Origin of the sequence: Paraburkholderia lebeckiae, from assembly GCF_014201005.1 — a bacterium.
Lineage (GTDB): Bacteria > Pseudomonadota > Gammaproteobacteria > Burkholderiales > Burkholderiaceae > Paraburkholderia > Paraburkholderia tuberum.
Genome location: NZ_JACHDK010000003.1, coordinates 353,938 through 373,983 on the forward strand (window position 1 = coordinate 353,938; position 20,046 = coordinate 373,983).

The 20,046-nt window shown below is 66.0% G+C and carries 21 protein-coding genes; 11 read left to right on the forward strand and 10 right to left on the reverse strand.

The window, feature by feature from the left end:
• Positions 1-50 precede the first annotated feature (50 nt).
• The 4 genes from HDG39_RS08165 to HDG39_RS08180 all read left to right on the forward strand — a co-directional run bounded on the left by HDG39_RS08165 (position 51) and on the right by HDG39_RS08180 (position 2,604).
• Entirely contained in the window at positions 51-734 is a 684-nt protein-coding gene (locus HDG39_RS08165) for a Fe2+-dependent dioxygenase (protein WP_184004834.1), read from the forward strand.
• On the forward strand, positions 731-1,453 hold the full coding sequence (locus HDG39_RS08170) for a PepSY-associated TM helix domain-containing protein (protein WP_184004836.1): 723 nt from the start codon (positions 731-733) through the stop codon (positions 1,451-1,453). Before HDG39_RS08165 ends, HDG39_RS08170 begins: the two co-directional genes overlap by 4 nt.
• Positions 1,454-1,563: 110 nt before the next feature.
• Positions 1,564-2,253 (forward strand): nitroreductase, encoded by a 690-nt coding sequence (locus HDG39_RS08175; protein WP_184004839.1) that lies wholly within the window; start codon positions 1,564-1,566, stop codon positions 2,251-2,253.
• Between the two features lie 36 nt (positions 2,254-2,289).
• Positions 2,290-2,604 (forward strand): high-potential iron-sulfur protein, encoded by a 315-nt coding sequence (locus tag HDG39_RS08180; protein WP_184004842.1) that lies wholly within the window; start codon positions 2,290-2,292, stop codon positions 2,602-2,604.
• 28 nt (positions 2,605-2,632) lie between these two features.
• Here the strand turns inward: HDG39_RS08180 and HDG39_RS08185 are convergent, their stop codons facing one another.
• Both HDG39_RS08185 and HDG39_RS08190 read right to left on the reverse strand, forming a co-directional pair.
• Positions 2,633-2,983 carry a DOPA 4,5-dioxygenase family protein gene (locus HDG39_RS08185; RefSeq protein WP_184005224.1) on the reverse strand — a complete coding sequence of 117 codons (351 nt, stop codon included), beginning with the start codon at positions 2,981-2,983 and terminating at the stop codon, positions 2,633-2,635.
• Positions 2,984-3,013: 30 nt separating this feature from the next.
• Positions 3,014-3,517 (reverse strand): GNAT family N-acetyltransferase, encoded by a 504-nt coding sequence (locus tag HDG39_RS08190; protein WP_184004845.1) that lies wholly within the window; start codon positions 3,515-3,517, stop codon positions 3,014-3,016.
• 434 nt (positions 3,518-3,951) lie between these two features.
• Here HDG39_RS08190 and HDG39_RS08195 point away from each other — a divergent pair, with 434 nt between their 5' ends.
• The gene (locus HDG39_RS08195; protein ID WP_013092747.1) at positions 3,952-4,224 is read left to right on the forward strand and encodes a DUF1488 family protein; all 273 of its coding nucleotides are present in this window, start codon (positions 3,952-3,954) and stop codon (positions 4,222-4,224) included.
• A gap of 632 nt (positions 4,225-4,856) precedes the next feature.
• Here the strand turns inward: HDG39_RS08195 and HDG39_RS08200 are convergent.
• On the reverse strand, positions 4,857-5,099 hold the full coding sequence (locus HDG39_RS08200; protein ID WP_184004848.1) for a hypothetical protein: 243 nt from the start codon (positions 5,097-5,099) through the stop codon (positions 4,857-4,859).
• On the opposite strand from HDG39_RS08200, the gene HDG39_RS08205 reads away from it, so the two are divergent.
• From HDG39_RS08205 to HDG39_RS08220, 4 genes are all read left to right on the forward strand, one after another.
• Positions 5,089-5,562 (forward strand): hypothetical protein, encoded by a 474-nt coding sequence (locus tag HDG39_RS08205; RefSeq protein ID WP_184004851.1) that lies wholly within the window; start codon positions 5,089-5,091, stop codon positions 5,560-5,562. The genes HDG39_RS08200 and HDG39_RS08205 overlap by 11 nt on opposite strands.
• Before the next feature lie 293 nt (positions 5,563-5,855).
• Positions 5,856-6,209 carry a YciI family protein gene (locus HDG39_RS08210; RefSeq protein ID WP_184004854.1) on the forward strand — a complete coding sequence of 118 codons (354 nt, stop codon included), beginning with the start codon at positions 5,856-5,858 and terminating at the stop codon, positions 6,207-6,209.
• Positions 6,210-6,388: 179 nt separating this feature from the next.
• Positions 6,389-6,802 (forward strand): YciI family protein, encoded by a 414-nt coding sequence (locus HDG39_RS08215; RefSeq protein WP_018423912.1) that lies wholly within the window; start codon positions 6,389-6,391, stop codon positions 6,800-6,802.
• Between the two features lie 77 nt (positions 6,803-6,879).
• Positions 6,880-8,154 (forward strand): RNA polymerase sigma factor, encoded by a 1,275-nt coding sequence (locus HDG39_RS08220; protein ID WP_184004857.1) that lies wholly within the window; start codon positions 6,880-6,882, stop codon positions 8,152-8,154.
• A 53-nt stretch (positions 8,155-8,207) separates the two neighbouring features.
• Here HDG39_RS08220 and HDG39_RS08225 read toward each other — a convergent pair whose 3' ends face one another.
• The 7 genes from HDG39_RS08225 to HDG39_RS08255 all read right to left on the reverse strand — a co-directional run bounded on the left by HDG39_RS08225 (position 8,208) and on the right by HDG39_RS08255 (position 17,721).
• Entirely contained in the window at positions 8,208-8,825 is a 618-nt protein-coding gene (locus tag HDG39_RS08225; protein WP_018423910.1) for a LysE family translocator, read from the reverse strand.
• A 52-nt stretch (positions 8,826-8,877) separates the two neighbouring features.
• Positions 8,878-9,465, reverse strand: a complete 588-nt coding sequence (locus tag HDG39_RS08230; protein ID WP_184004860.1) for a DUF4337 domain-containing protein — start codon at positions 9,463-9,465, stop codon at positions 8,878-8,880.
• Between the two features lie 124 nt (positions 9,466-9,589).
• On the reverse strand, positions 9,590-10,558 hold the full coding sequence (locus HDG39_RS08235) for a quinone oxidoreductase family protein (RefSeq protein WP_184004862.1): 969 nt from the start codon (positions 10,556-10,558) through the stop codon (positions 9,590-9,592).
• Between the two features lie 137 nt (positions 10,559-10,695).
• Positions 10,696-13,764: an efflux RND transporter permease subunit gene (locus HDG39_RS08240; RefSeq protein WP_221305652.1), complete on the reverse strand. Its 3,069-nt coding sequence runs from the start codon at positions 13,762-13,764 to the stop codon at positions 10,696-10,698.
• A gap of 16 nt (positions 13,765-13,780) precedes the next feature.
• Positions 13,781-14,932 carry an efflux RND transporter periplasmic adaptor subunit gene (locus tag HDG39_RS08245; protein ID WP_184004864.1) on the reverse strand — a complete coding sequence of 384 codons (1,152 nt, stop codon included), beginning with the start codon at positions 14,930-14,932 and terminating at the stop codon, positions 13,781-13,783.
• Between the two features lie 53 nt (positions 14,933-14,985).
• Positions 14,986-16,557, reverse strand: coding sequence for an efflux transporter outer membrane subunit (locus tag HDG39_RS08250; RefSeq protein ID WP_184004867.1), 1,572 nt, complete (start codon positions 16,555-16,557; stop codon positions 14,986-14,988).
• A 429-nt stretch (positions 16,558-16,986) separates the two neighbouring features.
• Positions 16,987-17,721, reverse strand: a complete 735-nt coding sequence (locus HDG39_RS08255; protein WP_184004870.1) for a GNAT family N-acetyltransferase — start codon at positions 17,719-17,721, stop codon at positions 16,987-16,989.
• A gap of 126 nt (positions 17,722-17,847) precedes the next feature.
• On the opposite strand from HDG39_RS08255, the gene pdxR reads away from it, so the two are divergent.
• Together pdxR and HDG39_RS08265 are read left to right on the forward strand one after the other, a co-directional pair.
• Entirely contained in the window at positions 17,848-19,440 is a 1,593-nt protein-coding gene (gene pdxR, locus HDG39_RS08260) for a MocR-like pyridoxine biosynthesis transcription factor PdxR (RefSeq protein ID WP_184004873.1), read from the forward strand.
• 195 nt (positions 19,441-19,635) lie between these two features.
• A complete protein-coding gene (locus HDG39_RS08265) occupies positions 19,636-19,968 on the forward strand; it encodes a hypothetical protein (protein WP_026226426.1) in 333 nt (110 codons plus the stop codon).
• The last annotated feature ends 78 nt before the right edge of the window (positions 19,969-20,046 follow it).

Here is a 20,046-nt window from a genome sequence, read left to right on the forward strand (position 1 = left end):
CGTCCGGCTTGCCGCCGTTGCAAACGGCAAGCCGACGCGAAGGACACATCATGTTGCTGCACATTCCGAAGGTACTGGACGCCGGGCAATTGCGTTTCATGCGCGAGCGGCTCGATCGAGCCGGCGGTGCGTGGGTCGATGGCCGCGCGACCGCGGGCTATCAGGGCGCGCCGGTCAAGCGCAATCAGCAGATTGCCGAGCACTCGACGCTCGCGCGCGAACTCGGCGATGTGATTCTCGCGGCGATCGAACGCAATCCGCTGTTCATCAGCGCGGTGCTGCCCAACCAGGTCTATCCGCCGCTCTTCAACCGCTACGAGGGCGGCATGCAGTTCGGCAGCCACGTCGATGGCGCGGTGCGCGTGCTGCCGAACGGCGTGAAGCTGCGCACCGACGTGTCGGTGACGCTGTTTCTCAGCGCGCCCGACGAATACGACGGCGGCGAACTCGTGATCGAGGACACCTACGGCGTGCAGCAGGTGAAACTGCCGGCCGGCGACATGATCGTCTATCCGGCGACGAGCCTGCACCGGGTGACGCCAGTCACGCGCGGCGCACGGGTGGCGAGCTTCTTCTGGGTGCAGAGCCTCGTGCGCAGCGACACGCATCGCGCGCTGCTGTTCGACATGGACACCGCGATTCAACGACTCAATGCCACCCATGCCGACGAAGCCGCGCGACGCAGCCTCGTCGGTTGTTATCACAATCTGCTGCGTACCTGGAGTGAAACGTGAGCGTATCGGACACCCTCGACATTCAACCGCCCACGGCCGGCGAACATGACGCGCAGGAGCCGCGGCGGCTCGATGGCGATGAACTGAAATCGCGCCAGCAGCGCTCGCGTCGCGCGACCTTCATCAAGTGGCTGCGCAAGGTGCATGGCTGGGTCGGATTGTGGGGCGCGGCGCTCGGTCTGCTGTTCGGCACGACGGGCTTCTTTCTGAATCATCGCGGCGGCCCGCTGCGCGTCTCGACCGGCGAGCCGCAGGTCTCGGTGATGCAGGTGCCGCTGCCGCAACCGGCGCCGCAAACGCCGCGCGAGCTCGCGAAGTGGCTCAAGCAGGAGCTGAAGATCGCCGGCAATCCGGGGCGCGTGCAGAAGGAAGCCGAGCATCCGGTGGCGTGGGGCGATCGCAGCGTCGTGCAGCCCGAGCACTGGCAACTGAATTTCGCGTCGCCGAAGGAAAACACCTCGGGCGAATACTGGGTCGGCAACAACACCGTGACGGTCAAGCGCAGCGCGAACACCTTTCTCGCGATGCTGACGAACATGCACAAGGGTGTGGGCTTGAGCGTCGGTTGGGTGCTGCTGATCGATACGCTCGCGGGCAGCCTGATCCTGCTGTCGTTGACGGGCGTGCTGTTGTGGACCGAGTTGAACAGGCGCAAGACGGTGGGGCTCGCGCTCGTGGTCGGATCGATTGCGGCGGCGGTGGTGTTGGGGACGATGTAAGGGCGCAGCGCAACGCTTCGGGCGACGCCTGCGCGCTGGCGGGCAGGCTTTGAGCGGTCCGCGCTAGAATCGTCGCAGACTTACTCCGCAGGCTCTGCCGCCATCCGCCGATGACCTCTCCCGCGAACCCCGTCGACACCGCGCTGACCACGCGGCGCTCGGTGCGCGCCTTTCTGCCGACACCGGTGCAGCGCGCCGACATCGAAGCGATTCTCGAAGCCGCCAGCCACGCACCGTCGGGCACCAACACGCAGCCGTGGAAGGTGTACGTGCTGACGGGCGAATCGCTCGCGCGTCTGTCGCGCGATCTGCTCGCGGCCTACGACGATCCGCAGCGCGACGAACTGTACCAGGAGGAGTACGCGTACTATCCGCGCCAGTGGCAGTCGCCGTTCATCGACCGGCGTCGCAAGATCGGCTGGGACATGTATAGCCTGCTCGGCATCGAGAAGGGCGACAAGGCGCGCATGCACGAACAGCACTCGCGCAACTTCCGTTTCTTCGATGCACCCGTCGGCCTGCTGTTCACGATCGATCGCAGCCTCGAGCGCGGCAGCTGGCTCGACTACGGCATGTTCCTGCAGGCGATCATGACGGCCGCGCGCGGACGCGGTCTCGACACCTGTCCGCAGGCCGCGTTCATGCAGTTTCATCGGCCGATTGCCGGACATCTCGGCCTGCCCGAGAACGAGCAGTTCGTGTGCGGCATGTCGCTCGGCTTCGCCGACCCCAACGCGCCGGTCAACACGCTGCGCCCCGAGCGCGAACCGGTCGAGCGCTTCGCGCGCTTTCTCGATTGAACGCATCCCTCAGTCCCCACCCAGAGGCAAACGACAATGAAAACATCGCGGCGCCATTTCCTGTTGGTCAGCGCGGGCGTCGGCTCGTCGCTCGCGCTGTCTCGGCTCGCATTTGCCACGACCGTTCCCAATGCGCTCAGCGAGAGCGATCCGCAGGCGCAGGCGGTCGGCTATACCGAAGATGCGTCGAAGGTCGACAAGGCCAGATTTCCGAACTTCGCGGCCGGGCAAACGTGCGCGAACTGCTCGCTGTTCCAGGGCAAGGCATCGGACGCATACGGCGGCTGCACGCTGTTCGGCACTAAACAGGTAGCGTCGCGCGGCTGGTGCAGCGCGTACACGAATATGTGAGCACGCCATCGTAGCGTTCGCAGCGCTGCTATAGCAGCGCCTTCAGCACGAGTTCGTGCGAGTGTCCGATCCACACGGCGGCGTCGCGATGATCGCGCAGCGCGTCGCCGGTGTTCGGATGCAGAAAGACATCGAGCGCGCCGTGATTGAGCGTGAGCCAGCCGACCACGTCGGCGAACTGGGTGTGCGCGAAGGCGAGCTGATACGACCACATCGGATGCGGCCCGACCGGCCGTTCGTGGAAGCGCCCGATCTGCAGTTTGTCGCCCCAATGCGCGTCGATCTGCTCGCGAAACGCCCAGGCGGCATCGCGGCTCGCCGGGTCGAAGTAGATGTGCGCGTGCCAGCTTTGTATCGCTGAAGCATCGCGAAAAGTCATATCAGAGTTCATTGCCAGGCTCGTTCCGTATCAGTCTTTATCCGACATTCGTTCTGCTTCGCTTTCCGCCGGCGCGCGTGCTGCAAGGCGCATGTGAAACTGTGTCCGATCCTCGCCGACGATCTCGAAGCCAAGACGATCGTACAGCCGTTTGGCGGGATTGCCTTTGAGCACCTGTAAGCTGACCGGCAACGCTTCGGCCGCGGCGGCGCGCAGGATCGTGCGCAGCGCTTGCTCGCCGATGCCGCGACCCTGTAGCGCCGGCGCGATCTGCAACTGCACGACGAACCATTCGACGTCGTTGCGATGCGCCTTCAACAAGCCCGCAGGCGCGCCGTCGATGCAGACCACCTGCGCCGCGTCGTAGCGATGCAACAGGCGCGCGCGATGCGCGCCGTCGTCGGTCAGCTCGCCGGCGCGCGCCAGGTGTTCGGTCATCGTCGTCTTGCGCAGTTCGAGCAGGAATGCTTCGTCGTCGGGTTGCGCGGGGCGCAAGGTCAACCCGGATCGTTGGTCGGGCGGTTGGGCGGACATGTCGGCAAGTTGGTGGCGCGCGATGATCGTGCGAAGCGCGAGTAAGAATTGTCGTCGATTGTCGCGCCGGCTGCGCTTTTTTACCACGCGGCTATGTTGCAGTCTTCTCGCCTTGCGATGCAGGGCGAACGCTCGATGCGGCGAGTCGGTGCGCGCGGCTGCATGCCGGCTCGTACCGACGTGCGCTGCGCCGCTTGCTGCGTTGGGTGGCATGCGCTTTGCTCAAGGTTGATTCGCTTTTTCGCGGGCACGGTCGTCGACCCATCGCGGCCGCGCTATCCGCACCACCGTATGAACAGACAAGACGAGGCCTCCGACGATTGGCGCGCGAACGTCCGCTTCCCGCGTCACCCGCTGCGGCGAGCGTCCAGATGATTATCCGGGGACGTTCGCATTATGCGGCGAACGTCGTAATCAACGTTGCGAGGTGGGCTATGACGATGATCGAGGCGGTACCCAGCGTCTCGGCAGATGGACGCGCGGTGATTTTCCAGCTTTCGTCGCGGGGACGAGACCTTGAATGCGCGGTCACGCGCGAGGCGCTCGAGCAACACTTCTGGCTGCAACGCGGTGCGGGTGAGGCGCGCGTTCTGAAGACGTTTGCGGATGGGCGCAAACGTATTACGGCGATCGCCGAACGAAAAATGCTCGCGCGTCCCGGTGAGAAGGTCTTGCTGACGATCGACGATTTCTCCACACGCGGTTGACGTGCGTGGCGTGGCGCGTGTCATCGCTCGAAGCTGCACATGCGATGACGCGGGCGCGACGGCACCGGCTCCGCTCGGCCTGAACGCGGCCGGCTTCGCACTTCGCGTTTTCTCTCAGGCTTTCGCAGCACCGTTTCGGTGCAATCGCTGATTTCACATCGAGCGCTCCGTGGGCCCGCTGTTACATCGATTCGCCAAATTAACCCGCCAAAGCGCTTCGTTTCGTTCAATTGCTTTCGCGCGTGCGCGCATACACTCTTTTCCATGGAGCGAGGAATCACCGCCCTCCATCGATGCGATCTTCCCCTCGTGTCGGATTTGAACCGTACCGTTGATAAGTAGTCTGCAGTTCGCAGTGCGTATCTGGCAGTTGGCAGTCCGCAGTTGACGCAATACAAGCGCGCAATGCATCGAGCACGAGCGCGAAGCAACAGGGGTAGCGGCCAGAAGCAGCAGATAGCGAGGACCGGCCCACATGCAGTCGCAATTGAAGTGGTAGTTTGAATCGGCAGCCTGAAGCTTGCTGTCGAGCGGTAGAAATTGCCGGTGCAGTACACGTAAGCAATAGCTTTGCAGGTTAGGTGGTTATAGGTTGGCAGGCATCCACGCGCCTGCTCGGCCGTTCCATCCTGTCAGCCCTGTTCCTCGCGGAACAGGGCTTTTTTTCGTCTCAACGAAGCGGGCTTCTTGTTTCTGGCGGCTTCGAACCGATATGCGGACACTGCGTTCTTCGATACGTTCGAAGAACGCACGTCGCATGGCGTGAACTGTCGGGCGCGATAGACGTCGGACGTTTGAGCGCGGCGTTTGCCGCCGTCGCGTGCCGAAGTCCGGGTGCGCTGCCGAAACAAGGAGGTTGAATCGATGTCCAGCAAGTCGCGAGTTCGCAAGCCCGGCCGCACGGCCATGTCCCCATTGTTGCGTTCTCTGACCCAGAGCCGCACCGCGCATGCGCCGGTCACGCAGACCATGCTGTTGCAGGCCTACGCCGCGCTCGATGCATTCCGCCGCGGCCACGGCGCGCGCATTCTGCACGCGACGCTGAGCCGGCATTTGCTGGTGTCGCAGGAACTTGTGCATGCCGGACTGGGCGCCGACGCGCGCGCCGACATCGAAAGCGCGCATGCGGCGATGGTGCGACTCGATGTGCGCGAGCGCCAGACTGGCCGCTGGTCGCTCGAAGACGACGACTACGCACGTCTGTGCGCGGCGCTAGCGATTTTCGACGGACAGTTGTCGGCGGCGTCGCTAAGCGAGCTGGCGAGCGCGGAAGCGAAAATGATCGAAGGTTTGATGCGTTCCGCGCGACTGCGGGCGCTGGCGGAAGCGGCGGTTTGAGCGGCACGCATCTGGCGGCGCGCATTTCGAAAGCGTCGCGGGTCACCGGCGATGCGCTCAATGCGCTATCGGCGAGCCCGGGCGAGGCCGGCCGATGCGCGTGGCGCGGCTTGTTACGAGTGTCCGTAGAAGTCTCGCCGGGCGCGTTTGCCGCTGCGATTCCCGCTTGCTAGACTGGCTGCGGCCGCTTGCCGCCTACCTGCTGCGTGCCCCTGCATACCGCCGAGACCAGGCGTCGCTGGCGTCGTTGCGATGCCGACCCGCGCATACAACCGAGCCCTATCGGAGACATCATGTCCTACATGCTGCTGATCGTCGAACCCACGGACCAACGCGAGGAGCGCGGCGAAGTTGCGGGCCGCGACCTCTACGACCAGATGGTGCGTTTCTCCGGGGACCTGAAAGCGCGCGGCAAGCTGCTCGCGGTCGAGTCACTGACTTCGCAGAAGGACGCCGTGCGCGTGCAGGTCCGCCATGGCCAATCGAAGCTCGTCGACGGGCCGTTCGCCGAGGCGAAGGAGATGATCGGCGGCTTCTTTCTGTTGAACTGCGACAGCCGTGAAGAGGCCGTGGCGATCGCGCAAACCTGCCCGGCGGCGTCGTGGTGCACGGTCGAGGTGCGCAAGCTCGGACCGTGCTTCATCTAGGCACGCGTGACTCCCACTTCACCAGCTTCGGTGTTTTCCCTGGGATGTGGGGACCGCCGCGCGTGTCGATCGGACCGTGCATCGCGCGTCGTGTGAGTAAGGGGCGAGCCGGCGTGGCCCCGCCAGGCGATTCACAAGAATCCACTCACGACCAACCACTAACAACAAGGAGCAACGACATGCGATTCATGATCATCGTAAAAGCCACGGCCGCGAGCGAAGCCGGCGAGATGCCCGAACCGTCGCTGATCGCCGCCATGGGCGCCTACCACGAAGAACTCGCGAAGGCCGGCGTGCTGCTCGACGCGACGGGCCTGCAGCCGAGCTCGAAAGGCTGGCGCGTGCGCTATAGCGGCGGCAAACGGAGCATCGTGGACGGGCCGTTCGTGGAGACCAAGGAGCTGATCGCGGGCTACACGTTGATCCAGGTGCGCTCGCGCGACGAGGCGATGGAATGGGCGCGGCGTTTTCCGGCGCCGTTCGGCGAGCACGCCGATGGCGAAATCGAAGTGCGGCAGCTGTTCGAACTCGACGACTTCGAGCCGGGGCCGGAAGTCGAGCGCTTTCACAAGCTCGAAGAAGATCGCCGCTGATTTGATGGACTACGTCTGGGAGCCCGCGTACATGGTCCTGAACGCGCAACCGCCGGCAGCAGGTGAAGGCTGACACCGTGACGATACAGGCCACCCATCGTGCGATCGACGCTGTCTGGCGGATCGAATCCGCGAAGGTCATCGCTCACGTCGCGCGGATCGTGCGCGACGTGGGGCTCGCCGAGGAACTCGCGCAGGACGCGCTGGTTGCCGCGCTCGAGCATTGGCCGGACGCGGGCGTGCCCGACAACCCCGGAGCGTGGCTGATGACGGCCGCGAAGAACCGCGCGCTCGATCGCCTGCGCCAGGAGGCGCTGCATGCGCGCAAGCGCGAGGAACTCGGCCACGATCTCGACGCGATCGAAGCGCACGTGGTGCCCGATTTCGTCGATTCGCTCGACGCCGCGCGCGCCGACGACATCGGCGACGATCTGCTGCGGCTCATCTTCACCGCGAGCCATCCGGTGCTATCGACCGATGCGCGCGTCGCGCTGACGCTGCGCCTGCTCGGCGGCCTCACCACCGACGAAATCGCGCGCGCGTTTCTCGTGCCGGAGCCGACCATCGCGCAGCGGATCGTGCGCGCGAAACGCACGCTGTCGGCGGCGCGCGTGCAGTTCGAGGTGCCGCAGGCGGACGCGCGCGCGGCGCGGCTCGCGTCGGTGCTGCAGGTGATCTACCTGATTTTCAACGAAGGTTATTCGGCCACGGCCGGCGACGACTGGATGCGCCCGACGCTATGCGAGGAGGCGTTGCGGCTGGGGCGCGTGTTGAGCGGACTCGTAGCCGACGAGAGCGAAGTCCACGGTCTCGTTGCACTGATGGAGATTCAGGCGTCGCGCACGCACGCGCGCACCGACGCCCAGGGGCGTCCGGTACTGCTGCTCGATCAGGATCGCAGCCGCTGGGACCCGCTGCTGATTCGCCGCGGCCTCGCGGCGCTGGACAACGCGCATGCGCTCGGCGGCGCGAGCGGGCCGTATGCGTTGCAGGCGGCGCTCGCCGCATGCCATGCGCGGGCGCGCCGCGCCGAGGACACCGACTGGGCGCAGATCGTCGCGCTCTACGATGCGTTGGCGCAGGTCGCGCCGTCGCCGGTAGTGGAGTTGAATCGCGCGGTCGCGGTGGGGATGGCGTTCGGGCCGGCGGCCGGACTCGAGATCGTCGATGCGCTCGCCGCCGGTTCGGCGCTCGCGAATTATCACTGGCTGCCGAGCGTGCGCGGCGATCTGCTGGTCAAGCTTGGACGCGTCGACGAAGCCCGCGCGGAGTTCGAGCGCGCCGCGGCGATGACGCGCAATACGCGCGAGCGCGAGTTGTTGCTGGAGCGTGCGCGCGGGCTCGCGGATTGAGGCTGGCACATTGGTGCTGGTACATTGGTGCTCACGCACACGTCAGTGCCGCCTCAACGAATCAGCTGCCGCACCCCCAACGCAACGATCAAGCCGCCGCACACGCGATCCACCCACATCTTGCCGCGCCGATAAGCCGACGCAATGCGCTGATGCGACAGCGCCAGCGCGACGAACCCATACCAGCCGCTCGCGACGACGAACACCATGCCGAGCATCGCGGCGAACGTGCCGGTACTCACATGCGCTGGCGCCGCCGACGAAAACACCGCGGCAAAAAACGCCATCGACTTCGGATTCGCGATGTTGGTCGCGAAGCCCTGCGCGAACGCCTGCCTGAAGCCGCCCGCCGGTGCCTTGACGAGCACCGCTTGGCGCGCCGCCGAGGCATTGAAGATCAGCCGTCCGCCGAACCACAGCAGGTAACACGCGCCCACGATCCTGACCACGAGCGCGAGCCACGGGAACGCGGCGAACACGATGCCGACGCCAAGAATCGCGCAGCTGGCCCAGAACAGATTGACGAGCACGATGCCGGCGACCATCGCGAGCGCTTCGATGCGCGTCGCCGAAGCGGCCTTGTGCGCGACCGCGACGAAGTTCGGGCCCGGACTCACCACGCCCGCGATATACACGGAAAACACGCCGACCACGGCGGACCCATCGATCACGACACTCTCCCGATTGCAAAGCTCTGGGTGAAAAGTAACGCAAGCATCCCGCTCATAGCCCGAAAAACGCTGCGCTCGCGGTCAAGACGCCCACTCCCGCGACGAGGTACGACAGATTGCGCAGCCAGTTCTTGCGCGTGAGCAGCGTGATCGCGCACAGCGCAATCGCGACCTGAATCAGCAGCGTCGCCTGAGCCCAGCGATGATGGCCGTGCAACAGCGTTTCGCTGCGCGTATCGGCGGCGACGACCTGTTTTTCGATCGCTTCTGCGTTCGCGCGGATCGGCTCCTTCTGCTGCTTGTATTTCTCGACGTCGGCGACGAACTTCGCGTGCGCGTCGCTATTGGGCGCCGACAGCGCCGCGCCGAGTTCCGCGAGGTTTTCCTTTTCGCCCTTCGCCTGGTAGTAGCTCCACTGGTTCGACGCTTCGGTCTTCTTGATCGCGGCTTCGTTCTTGAAGAACAGCGCGAGGTTTTCGGCGTTGCCGCTCTGGTACGCGCACAGCGCGCCGATCGTCGCGAGGATCGCGGTCATCACGGCCATGCGGCTCGCGAACGGATCGGCGTCGTGATGCGCGGCGTGGCCGGCGTGTTCGACGGCATGGTCGTGCGGACCGTGTACTTCATATTCTTCAGACATCAGATTCTCCGAGGCAATGCTTTTGCCGTTCTCGCCGGACGGCGCGGGCGCCCGGCGGCCTCAATCTTAGCGTGTCGCGGACGCCCGGAGGCCGCAGCTTCAATGCACTGTGCCAGAGGGACGGTTATTGCATGCGAATCACGACGCGCCCGCGCGTGCCGGCGGCGACCGCCTCGTAGGCTTCGCGCGCGCGGGCGAGCGGGAATTCCTGTGCGATCGCCGGGCCGCTCAGCTTGCCGTTGTCGAAGCCCTCGACGAGCGCCGTCATCAGCGGCGCCGATTCCGCGACGCCGAGCTTCGCGCTGTCGACGCCGAGCAATTGCGTCTCGTTGTGATAGAAGTCGATCAGATCGAACTCGACGCGGCGCTTGCCGGTCCCGCTGATTTCGAGCACGCGGCCGCGCCGCTTCGCGAGACCCAGCGCGGTCTCGAACGCGACACCGCCTACCGTGTCGTACACGACTTCCGCGCCCGCGCCGCCGGTCAGCTCGCGCACGCGTGCGGCCGCGTGTTCGTCGAACGCCACGTAGGCGTCGATCAGGCGGCCCGCGGGCGTGGCGGGATCGAGCGGCCGGCGGTCGACGGCGATCACGCGCGCGCCTCGCGCTTTCGCGATCTGCACGACCGCGCCACCGACACCGCCGCCCGCGCCAAGCACGGCAATGGTCTCGCCGGCCTGCAACTTTGCGTATTCGACGGTGCCGAGCCACGCGACCACGAAGTTCACGCCGATCGCCGCCGCCTCGACGTGGCTCAACGCCACGGGCTTGCGCGACAGCGCCGCGACCGGAATGCCGAGGTACTCGGCGTGCGTGCCGTCGCGCGTGAAGCCGATGTCGCCGCCGGTCCCCCACACCTCGGCGTCGAGCCACGCGGCCGGGCCGTCCACCACCACGCCGCTGAAGTCGCGCCCCGGCGTGCGCGGCAGCACCGTATGTTCGAAATGGCCGGACACGTTCTTCACGTCGCTCGGATTGACCGAGGCCGCCATGACCCGCACGACCGCATGCTCCGCGTCGGCCTGCGGCGTCGGCAGATCGACGTATTCGAGCACTTCGGGGTTGCCAAAAGATTTGAACTGAATCGCTTTCATCGTGCGTGGCTCCGGTTGGTGTTGCGCCGCGTTGCGCAGCGAATGCACCGTAGTCTAAGTGACGCGAGTAAAGTCATCAGGACAACGGCTTTCAGATTTCGGACAACCCGCGCGCCGGGTACGCGATCACCCAGGGTCTAACCCGCCCGACCCGCCTCGTCGGCCTTCGGCGCCTGAGCATGCCGCTGGTGTTCGGCGGCCAGAAACATGTACATCGCCGGCACGACGAACAACGTGAACAGCGTGCCGATCGACATCCCGGTGAAGATCACGAGCCCCATTGCGTTGCGGCCCGCCGCGCCCGCGCCCGACGCGATCACGAGCGGCACCACGCCGAGCACCATCGCAGCGGTCGTCATCAGGATCGGGCGCAGCCGCACGCCCGCCGCTTCCTCGACCGCTTCGCGCTTCGCGCGGCCCGCGCGCTGCAATTCGTTGGCGAACTGCACGATCAGAATGCCGTGCTTGCTGACGAGCCCCATCAGCGTGACGAGGCCGACCTGCGTGTAGATGTTCAGCGTCGTCAGGCCGATGTTGATGAAGATCAGCGCGCCGAACAGCGCCATCGGCACCGAAATCAGGATCACGATCGGATCGCGGAAGCTCTCGAATTGCGCGGCGAGCGCGAGGAACACGATGATCGTCGCGAGCAGCAGCGTGATGACGAAGCCGCCCGACTCCTGCACGAACTGGCGAGACTCTCCCGAGTAATCGACCGAATAGCCGGCGGGCGCGACCTGCGCGGTCGCCTGGCGCAGAAAATCGAGCACCTGGCCTTGCGAGACGCCCGGCACGATGACGCCGGAGATCGTCGCCGAGTTCAACTGCTGGAAGTGGTTGATCGATTCGGGCACGACGCTGTGCCGCAGATGCACGACCGTCGACGCCGGAATCACGCTGCCGTCCGGCGTGCGCAGATAGTAGTCGAGCACTTGCGACGGATTGAGCCGGTCGGTTTGCAGCACCTGCGGAATCACCTTGTACGAGCGTCCAGCGATCGAGAAGTAGTTGACGTAGCCGCCACCCAGCGCCGAACCGAGCGCCTGTCCGACGTCGCTTTGCGACAGCCCGAGCGAGGCCACCTTGTCGCGATCGACGACGAGCGTCACTTCCGGCTTGTCGATTTTCAGGTCGCTATCGACGAAGAAGAACATGCCGCTCTCTCGCGCTTTTTCCAGCACTGCTTGCGACACCTCGTTGAGGTTTTCGAACGGCTCGGTCGTGCTGATCACGAACTGCACCGGCAAGCCCTGCGCGCCCGGCAGCGGCGGAAACTGGAACGCGGCGACGCGCGCGCCCGCGATCTGATTCCACTTCTGCTGCAACTCCTGCTGCAGCACGGTCGCGTTCTTGCCGCGCTGATCCCAGGTCTTGAACAGCACGCCGCCGATACCATGATTGATGGTCGGCGAGCCCGTGAGCTGGAACATCTGCGAGTATTCGGGCAGCGTCTTCGACGCATCGAACACCTGGTCCGCATAGGTCTGCATTTGCTGGATCGTCGCGTTCGGCGGTCCGACGATCTGCGAAAGCACGACACCCTGGTCTTCCTGCGGCGCGAGTTCCGACTTCGAGGTCATGAACAGGTACACGGTGCCGCACAGCAGCAGCGCGCCCATGATCACGAACACGGGCCAGGTGTCGAGCGTCGCATGCAACAGCCGGCCGTAGCCGCGATGCACGCGCTCGAACTGGCGGTCGACGAAACGCGCGAAGCGCCCCGACTCCTGCCCGGTGCGGAAGAAGCGCGAGCACATCATCGGCGACAACGTGAGTGCGATCACGCCCGACACCGTCACCGCGCCCGCGAGCGTGAACGCGAATTCGGTGAAGAGCGCGCCCGTCAGCCCGCCCTGGAAGCCGATCGGCGCGTACACGGCGATCAGCACGACGGTCATCGCGACGATCGGGCCGCCCAGTTCGCGAGCGGCGATCAGTGCAGCGTCGAACGGTGTTCTGCCTTCGTGCTTCATGTGCCGATCGACGTTCTCGACGACGATGATCGCGTCGTCCACGACGAGCCCGATCGCGAGCACGAGTGCGAGCAGCGTGAGCAGATTGATCGAATAGCCGAGCACCTGCATCACGAAGAACGTGCCGATCAGCGACAGCGGCATCGCGATCAACGGCACGATCACCGCGCGGAAGCTGCCGAGAAACAGGAAGATCACGACGGTCACGATCACGAGCGCTTCGACGAGCGTTTTGATCACTTCCCTGATCGCGGTGTTGACGAAGTCGGTCGCGTCATAAACGATGTCGCCCGTCATGCCGGTCGGAAACTGCTTCTGCAGATCGGGAAACACGGTTTTCACGCGCTTGGCTACGTCGAGAATGTTCGCGTCCGGCGCGACCTTGATGCCGATGAACACCGAACGCTTGCCGCTGAACGCGACGTTGAAGTCGTAGCTGTCGGCGCCGAGCACGACGTTCGCGACATCCTCGAGGCGCACGATCGAGCCGTTCTTCTGCTTGACGACGAGCTGCTTGAAGTCGTCGACGGTGTGCAGGTCCGTGCCCGCTTCCAGGTCGACGCTGACCATTTGCCCCTTCGTCGTGCCGAGCGTGGCGAGATAGTTGTTGTTGCCGAGCGCGGTGTACACGTCGCTCGCGCTCACGCCGTGCGCGGCGAGCCGCGCCGAATCGAGCCACGCGCGCATGGCGAACTGCCGGCCGCCGAGCACTTCGGCGGTCTGCACGCCCTGGATCGAATCGAGCTTCGGCTTGACCACGCGCAGCAGGTAATCGGTGACGTTGTTGCTCGGCAGCACGCTGCTGTAGAAGCCCATGTACATCGCGTCGGTGGTCTGCCCGGTCTGCACCGTCAGCACCGGCTGCTGCGCCTGCGGCGGCAACTGGTTGCGCACCGAGCCGATCTGCGTGTTGATCTCGGTCAGCGCGCGGTTCGCATCGTAGTTCAGACGCAGCGTCGCGATGATCGTCGACACGCCCGTTATGCTCGTCGACGACATGTAGTCGATGCCCTGCGCCTGCGCGATCGCCGCTTCGAGCGGCTGCGTGATGAAGCCGGCGATGGTGTCCGAGTTCGCGCCGTAGTAGGCCGTCATGATCGTGACGACCGCGTTTTCGGTCTGCGGATACTGGCTGACCTTGAGCACCGCGAGCGCGCGCAGCCCGAGCACGAGGATCAGCAGGCTCACGACCGAAGCGAGTACCGGCCGGCGGATGAAGATGTCCGTGAACATGATCGGGCGGCCTCGCTTATTGTTCCTGCGGCGTCGGATTCGGACTGTCCGACGGCTGCACGCGGTTGTCGATGATTAGCGGCGTGCCGTTCTTGAGCTTGATCTGGCCGCTCGTCACGACCCGCGTGCCGTCGTCGATGCCCTTCAGAATCGCCACCTGGTCGCCGCGCGTCGGCCCCGGCGTTACGAACACCTGCTGCGCGACGGGCAGCGTCTTGCCCTGCGCGTTGGGCTGCGTGCCGGGCTTCACGACGAACACGGTTGCGCCATACGGGTTGTAGGTGATCGCCGTTTGCGGCAGGGTCAGGTAGCGCTGTTCGGCGCCCGAGTCGATCTTCACGTTCGCGTACATGCCGGGCAGCAGCTTGCGCTCGCGATTGTCGACGCTCGCTTCGATCTGTACGTTGCGCGTCGCGCTGTCGATTTTCGGGCTCATCGACTGGATCTTGCCGGTGAAGGTTTTCCCGCTGTACGCGTTGGTATCGACGCTGACGGTCGCGCCGATCGCGAGCTGGCCGAGCTGTTGTTGCGGTACCGAGAAGTCGGCGTAGATCGGATCGATGGCTTGCAGTGTGACGATCGCGTCGCCGGGATTCAGATATTGCCCCGGATTGATCGTCGTGATGCCGAGGCGCCCCGCGAACGGCGCGCGAATCGTCTTCTTGTCGACGAGCGCCTGCTGTTGCGCGACCTGCGCCTTCTTGCCCTTGAGGTCGGCAGCATCGGCGTCGAGCTGCGCCTTCGCGATCGCCTTGATGTCGTACTGCGCGCGGTCGCGCTCGTAGACCGTCTGCGCGAGTTGGGCCGCGGCCTGCAACGATTGCAGCAGCGCGACGTCGCTGTCGGCGTTGAGTCGCACGAGGACCTGTCCGGCTTTCGCTTCCTGCCCCGACGCGAACGCGACCTCGCGCACGAGGCCGGCGACTTCGGTCGTCACGTCTACGCCGCGCACCGCGCGCAGGCTGCCGACCGCTGCGAGCTGCGGCTGCCACGACTGATAGTGGACCACCACCGCCGAGACCGTGGCGGGCGGCGCGGTGTTGGCCGCCATGAACTTCGCGAACATGTGCGCGCGGAACAGGTTGAAGCCGACCAGCGCGGCGAGCAACAGGCCGACGCAGATCAACATGATCACCATCCGCTTTGTCATCGGTTTTCTTTCGGCCATCGTGATGTCCTTGCTCGTCTTGAGGCGAGGGCTGGGGTTGCGTCAGGGCACGGTCAATGTGGCGTTGCGGCGGTTGCCGTCGTTGCTGATGGCGACGACGTGTTCGAGGCGCTCGCCGACGCGGCGGCCGGCGCGGCCGCGGACTCGGGCGCGGCGGCATTCCACCAGCCGCCGCCGAGCGCCTGGAACAGCGCCGCCGTGTCGGCGTAACGCGCGGCCTGCGCCTGCGCGAGACTCACGACCGTTTGCTGATACTGGCGTTGCGCGTCGAGCAGCGCGAGGTAGCTGACGCCGCCGACCCGATACTGTCCGCGCGTCAGTTCGAGCGAATCGCTCGCGGCGCGCGACGCGTCGGTCTGCGCCTTGAGGCCGGTTGCGTCGTGTTCGAGCGCGCGCAGCGTGTCCGCAACGTTCTGGAACGCGAGCAGCACCGTCTCGTGGTATTGCGCGCCGGCCTGCTCGTAGGCGGCCTCGGCCGCGCGCTTCTGCGCGCTCAGCTGGCCGCCGTGAAAGACCGGTTGCAGCAAGCCCGCGCCGATGCTCCAGATCGTGCTGCCGGCCCTGAGCACCTGCGCGGGCGTCAACGCCTCGGCGCCGTAGCTCGCGGACAGCGTGATCTGCGGATACATCGCCGCGGTCGCGACGCCGACCTGCGCGCTCGCCTGATGCAGCGTGGCGTCGGCGGCAAGGATGTCGGGGCGCTGGTGCACCAGCGACGACGGCAGGCTCACGGGCAGCGTGTCGGGCAGCGAGAACATGTCGAGCGTGAAGTCGGGCACCGAGGTATCGCTCGGCAGCTTGCCGGCGAGTACCGCAAGCTGATGGCGCGCCTGATCGAGCTGCTGTTGCAGCGGCGGCAGCGTCGCGCGGGTCTGCGCGAGCAGCGTTTCCTGCGCGAGCACGGCCGTGCGGCTCACGCCGCCGAGTGAGAGTTGCTGGTCGAGCACGTTCAGCTGCTGCTCTTCCTCGGTAGCGATCCGCTCGGTCGCGTCGATCTGCGCGCGCACCGACGCTTCCTTGACCGCCGCGGTCACGATGTTGGCCGATATCGTGAGGTAGGCGGCCTGCAGCTGGAAGCGCTGATAGTCGATCTGCGCATGCAGCGCTTCGAGTTCGCGCCGCGCGCCGCCGAACACGTCCAGCTTGTACGAGACGTTGACCGACGCGTTGTAGAGATTGAATTCCTCGACGAGGCCGGGCTCACCGAACGCGATGCCGTTGATCTTTTCGCGCGTGGCGCTCAGTTGCGCGTCGACGCTCGGCAGCAAGGTGCCGCCGGCTTGCGCGGTGTAATTCTCGCGAGCCTGTCGCAACGCCGCCTGCGCGGCGGCCATGTTCGGACTGTTGGCGATCGCCTCGCGGATCAGCGCGTCGAGCGGCTCGCAATGAAACAGCGTCCACCACGCGGCGGGAATGCCCTGGGCCGGCGCGAAACGCTGCGGCAGGCCTGCGGGGCCGGGCGCGGAGGCGGTCTGGTCGGGCAGCGGCGTGGTGGTGAAGGTGTCGGTGGCCGGCGCGGGCGGCGCGTGGTAGTCGGGGCCGACCATGCAGCCGGCCAGCGCGACGCAGCTGCACAGCGCAACGTAGGGGCGCCGCCAGACAATACGCTGACTCACGTCGATCATCGATCTACCTTGTATCGCCAATGGCGGGTGGACCGGACGAAGATGTTCAGGGCACCCGAACGTTCTTGGAGTTGTCTTGCCGACGCTGGAATTTACCATGCACGGCGCGAACCGCGCTTGACCTCGCGTTCGCTGGCGGACGAAGGTGGATACGAGATCACGTAGGAGGGCGGTGATGGCAGCCGGTGCTACCCGCTGTCTGCCACGCCCGGAGCGGCATTCAAGAAAATTTCACGGATTCGGGCACGCGGTTGGCCCGGTTGGGGATACCCATCGTGATCCAGTTTCCGGAGCCCACCCATGCTCGCTCATTTCCCTCCGTCGGCGCCGCGCTGGCGGGTGTCGCGTATGGGCGGAGCTTTATGTTTGGCGAATATATCGCGCGTGGCGAACTGGTCGAGCTGTTGCCTGGTTATCGATCGTCCGCTTTTACCGGGCCTCGTCCGCCGCTCGGCGCTGCGCGATCAGATCGGCGAGCCGCTCGACCTGCTGCCCTTGCGCATCGAAATTGCCCGCGTCGAGCCACCGCTCATAGCACGAGCGCAATGCCGGCCACTCGCTGTCGATGATCGAAAACCACGCCGTGTCGCGATTGCGCTCGCGATAGACGATCGCCTGCCGGAAGATCCCCTCGAACGTAAATCCATAGCGCAATGCGGCCTTGCGCGACGGCTCGTTCAGCGAATCGCATTTCCATTCGAAGCGCCGATAACCGAGCTTGTCGAACACTTCGCCTAGCAGCAGGCACATCGCATCGGTCGCGATGCGCGTGCGCTTGAGCCGCGGCGAATACGTGACGTGGCCGACTTCGATCACGCCGTTGGCCGGATCGATCCGCATCAGCGAGAGCGTGCCGACCGGCTTGCCCGTCGCCAGGTCGATGACCGCGTAGTGCAGCGGATCTTTCGATGCCGCCATCTGCGTCAGACGCTCGCGATAGGCCGCGAGGCTGTCGAACGGGCCGACCGCCAGATAGGTCCAGTCGCGGCCGTCGGTAGCCGAGCCGTACGCGTCGAAGAGGTCGGCCGCGTGGCGCTCGACGTCGACTGCTTCGAGCCGGCAATAGCGGCCGCTCAGCGGCTCGCGGCCCGGCGGCTGCGCGCCGTGCCAGCCGGGCAGGGGCGCGCCGATTGGCTGCCCGTAGGCGTTACGTATGGGTTCCATGTCTGTTCTCCTGTCGATGAATGGGCGATGCCGGAGGATGCCGATGCGTGTCGATGCAGGAACGATACGGCAAACGTGGTATGTTAAAAAGATCCACGACACGCTAATTCGATAGGTCCAGCCATCATGATCGAAATCATCGGACCGCTCGTCCATGCGGACGACGCGTTCGCCGCGAGCGGCGCCAGCGGGGCCAAGCGGCCCGCGCCGCTGCAAAAGCAGCTGATCGAACGTCTGCAGCAGGCGATTCTCGCCGGTCGTCTGCCGGCCGGGTCGCTGTTGCCGTCGTCGCGGCTGCTCGCCGCCGAAATGGGCGTGTCGCGCAACACGGTCGTGATCGCTTACGAGCATCTCGCCGCGGTCGGCTATGTAATCGCCGATCGCCAGGGCACGCGAGTGAGCCCGCTGTCGAGCCCCGCCGCGCGCGGCGAGCGGGCGGCGGCGTCGGCCGCGCCGGAGGTCGTATACGCGGCGCGCGTCGAGCAGTTCGCGGCGTCGCACAAGCACGCCGACAACGCGTACGCGCTGACCCCCGGCACGCCCGCGCTGGACCGTTTCCCGCTTGCCGCGTGGCGGCGCGCGCTCGAACGTGCGATGGAGCGCGCATTACCGAGCGCGCTCGGCTACGGCACGCCGGCCGGCGAGCCCGCGCTGCGCGACGCGATCGCCGCGCATCTGCGGATGGCGCGCGGCGTGCGCTGCGATGGTTCGCAGATCGTGATCACCGAGGGCGCGCAGGAGGCGCTGAATCTGTGCGTGCGACTGCTGACCAATCCCGGCGATATCGCATGGATCGAGGACCCCGGCTATCGCGGCGCGAGGGCCGCTTTCAACGCGGGCGACTTGTGCACGCTGCCGATTCCCGTCGACGCCGAAGGCATGGCCGTGCCGGCCGACGCGTGGCACACGCATCCGCCGAAACTGATCTACACGTCTCCCGCGCATCAGTATCCGACCGGCGCGGTGCTGTCGGTGGCGCGGCGGCTTGCGCTGATTGCCGAGGCGCGGCGCCGCGGCGCGTGGCTGATCGAGGACGATTACGACGGCGAGGTGCGTCACACTGGCGAGCCGATCGCGAGCATGCAGGGCCTCGTCGACGCGGCGCCCGTGCTGTACGTCGGCTCGTTCAGCAAGACGATGTTTCCGGCGCTACGCATCGGCTTCGTCGTGCTGCCTCGCGCGATCGCCGCGCACGCCGCTGTTGCGCTGCAAGAGATGCTGCGCGGCGGGCATCGGCTGGAGCAGCTGGCGCTCGCGCATTTCATCGAGAGCGGCGAATTCGGGCGGCATCTCGGGCGGATGCGGCGGCTGTACCGCGAGCGGCAGCAGGCGCTGCGCGACGCGCTGGCCGAGCATTTTCCGGCGGCGACGATTCTTGGCGGCGATTGCGGCATGCATCTGACGCTGCGGCTGCCGGCGTCGCTCGACGATCGCGCGCTCACGGCGCGGGCGCAGGCGTTGGGGTCGAGTCCGCGCGCGCTGTCGGGGTTTTCGATCGGGGCGTCGGAGCAGACGAACGGGCTCGTGATCGGGTATGGCAATACGGAGGCGGAGCGCTTGGGGCCCGCGGTGAAAGCGCTGGCGGAGGTGGTGCGGGAGATGGAGGGCGAGGCGCGACCGGCTGCGAAGCGCGCGGCAAAACGGAGCGGAAAAACCGTCGTCCGGTCCCGCAAAAAACCCACCCCGCCACGCCGTACGCCCGCCACTCCGGGCATGTAAGTTTTACGTTTGTCCGCCTGGCCCGTGTCGCGCTATCGTGTCGTATGCGCGGCGACTTCGCAGGTCCGATGTGCTGGTTTGCCCGCGTGTGCCGCGGTTGCCCGTCCCGTCGCGCGGCGGGTGGGGCGCCGGCGATGGGCACGAACAATGCGTTCAGTGTGGTTATCGATGACGATCTATCCGACCGGAGACGACATGAAGGAAATCGAACCGACCCCGTGGTTTGACCTTGCCATCCATACGCCCGTACGCGAAGGCTGGTACGAAGTGCAGTTAGCCAGCGGGGACACGGCGTTTGCGAAATTTGGCGACGGCGTGTGGACCGAAAAGCCGTTGCTCGTATTCACGCACTGGCGCGGCCTGTCCGCCGATCCGTCGAAAGCCGCGGACGGCGCGGCCGAGTCGGTCGGCGCCGAAGCCACCGCGGCGCAAGGCGTGCGCGCCGCCTGGAACGCGTTCTTCCCGGGACTCGGCGAAGAGCAGCACAAGCCGCTCAATGCGGTGCCGAACGGCAAGGCGCCACATTGAGGCTCCATTGAAATTCGTTTGAAGTCCGGTCGGGCGGCGGCTTGTGGGCCGCCGCCCGGCAGTTCGAGTCGGCCGCCA

Bases quoted from the DNA above. Each gene is read 5' to 3' on its own strand.
- HDG39_RS08235 (WP_184004862.1), bottom strand. From the start codon at position 10,558: ATGAAAGCGATTCAGTTCAAATCTTTTGGCAACCCCGAAGTGCTCGAA.
- HDG39_RS08230 (WP_184004860.1), bottom strand. From the start codon at position 9,465: ATGTCTGAAGAATATGAAGTACACGGTCCGCACGACCATGCCGTCGAA.
- HDG39_RS08265 (WP_026226426.1), top strand. From the start codon at position 19,636: ATGAAGGAAATCGAACCGACCCCGTGGTTTGACCTTGCCATCCATACG.
- HDG39_RS08195 (WP_013092747.1), top strand. From the start codon at position 3,952: ATGACGATGATCGAGGCGGTACCCAGCGTCTCGGCAGATGGACGCGCG.
- HDG39_RS08185 (WP_184005224.1), bottom strand. From the start codon at position 2,983: ATGACTTTTCGCGATGCTTCAGCGATACAAAGCTGGCACGCGCACATC.
- HDG39_RS08190 (WP_184004845.1), bottom strand. From the start codon at position 3,517: ATGTCCGCCCAACCGCCCGACCAACGATCCGGGTTGACCTTGCGCCCC.
- HDG39_RS08255 (WP_184004870.1), bottom strand. From the start codon at position 17,721: ATGGAACCCATACGTAACGCCTACGGGCAGCCAATCGGCGCGCCCCTG.
- HDG39_RS08180 (WP_184004842.1), top strand. From the start codon at position 2,290: ATGAAAACATCGCGGCGCCATTTCCTGTTGGTCAGCGCGGGCGTCGGC.
- HDG39_RS08205 (WP_184004851.1), top strand. From the start codon at position 5,089: ATGTCCAGCAAGTCGCGAGTTCGCAAGCCCGGCCGCACGGCCATGTCC.
- HDG39_RS08210 (WP_184004854.1), top strand. From the start codon at position 5,856: ATGTCCTACATGCTGCTGATCGTCGAACCCACGGACCAACGCGAGGAG.
- HDG39_RS08215 (WP_018423912.1), top strand. From the start codon at position 6,389: ATGCGATTCATGATCATCGTAAAAGCCACGGCCGCGAGCGAAGCCGGC.
- pdxR (WP_184004873.1), top strand. From the start codon at position 17,848: ATGATCGAAATCATCGGACCGCTCGTCCATGCGGACGACGCGTTCGCC.
- HDG39_RS08175 (WP_184004839.1), top strand. From the start codon at position 1,564: ATGACCTCTCCCGCGAACCCCGTCGACACCGCGCTGACCACGCGGCGC.
- HDG39_RS08165 (WP_184004834.1), top strand. From the start codon at position 51: ATGTTGCTGCACATTCCGAAGGTACTGGACGCCGGGCAATTGCGTTTC.
- HDG39_RS08240 (WP_221305652.1), bottom strand. From the start codon at position 13,764: ATGTTCACGGACATCTTCATCCGCCGGCCGGTACTCGCTTCGGTCGTG.
- HDG39_RS08250 (WP_184004867.1), bottom strand. From the start codon at position 16,557: ATGATCGACGTGAGTCAGCGTATTGTCTGGCGGCGCCCCTACGTTGCG.
- HDG39_RS08245 (WP_184004864.1), bottom strand. From the start codon at position 14,932: ATGGCCGAAAGAAAACCGATGACAAAGCGGATGGTGATCATGTTGATC.